Below are 809 nucleotides of genomic sequence, written 5' to 3'. Positions count from 1 at the left end.
TCAACACTCCCAACAACGAACAAGTATTATCATTATTAAAAATGAATTCTCAGTTAGAGCCTGATTTAATCCTTAAAGATCCGTACATACTTGATTTCTTAGAACTTCCGGATGAACATTATGAAAGTGATTTGGAAAATGCAATATTGCAGCAAATTGAACAATTTATTTTAGAACTTGGTATCGGTTTTTCCTTTGTAGCAAGGCAAAAGCGTATGACTATAGATAATGAACATTTTTATTTAGATTTACTGTTTTTTAATAGAAAATTAAAAAGATTAGTAGCAGTTGAATTAAAAATAGGCAAGTTTAAAGCGGAATATAAAGGTCAAATGGAGTTATATTTAAATTGGCTAAAGAAGAATGAATGTTTTGAAGCTGAAAATTCCCTGATAGGTATTATTCTCTGTTCCGAAAAATCAGATGCTCAAGTAGAACTTTTAGAAATGTCAGCAAGTGGTATTCACGTTGCACGTTATTGGACAGAATTACCGCCTATAGAGATTTTTCAGAGAAAAATCGGTGAAGTAGTATTACAGACAAAAAAATATATGAAAATAAAAATTTTCGTACGTAGCTTAGGCTGTATGAAAGTAAATTAATTTACCTATATTTCAGGTCTTTTTGGCTGCAAATTATAAGATTTTTTTGAAATATGAATAACTATTCCTACAAAAATCTTATTAATTTTTGCTTAAAAACCTATTTAATTATTAATTAAAATTAAGATCGTGAACAGGCTCTTACCAATTAAAGTATAAGCTTGAGAAAGAAAAATCAAATTTTATTTATGTTAAAGGGAGTGTTGA

Annotated in this window: 1 protein-coding gene; it reads left to right on the top strand. The window is 28.3% G+C overall.

Annotated features, from left to right (window positions below; translation table 11 throughout):
- Window positions 1-602 (top strand): PDDEXK nuclease domain-containing protein (locus SB78_RS05630; RefSeq protein WP_146625044.1); only part of this gene is annotated, 602 nt, incomplete at its 5' end.
- Window positions 603-809: the final 207 nt, after the last annotated feature.

It is taken from the genome of Rickettsia asembonensis, assembly GCF_000828125.2.
In the GTDB taxonomy this organism is placed as follows: Bacteria; Pseudomonadota; Alphaproteobacteria; order Rickettsiales; family Rickettsiaceae; genus Rickettsia; species Rickettsia asembonensis.
Note: the sequence above shows the minus strand (reverse complement) of the source record. Positions and strands in the feature narration are given on the sequence as shown.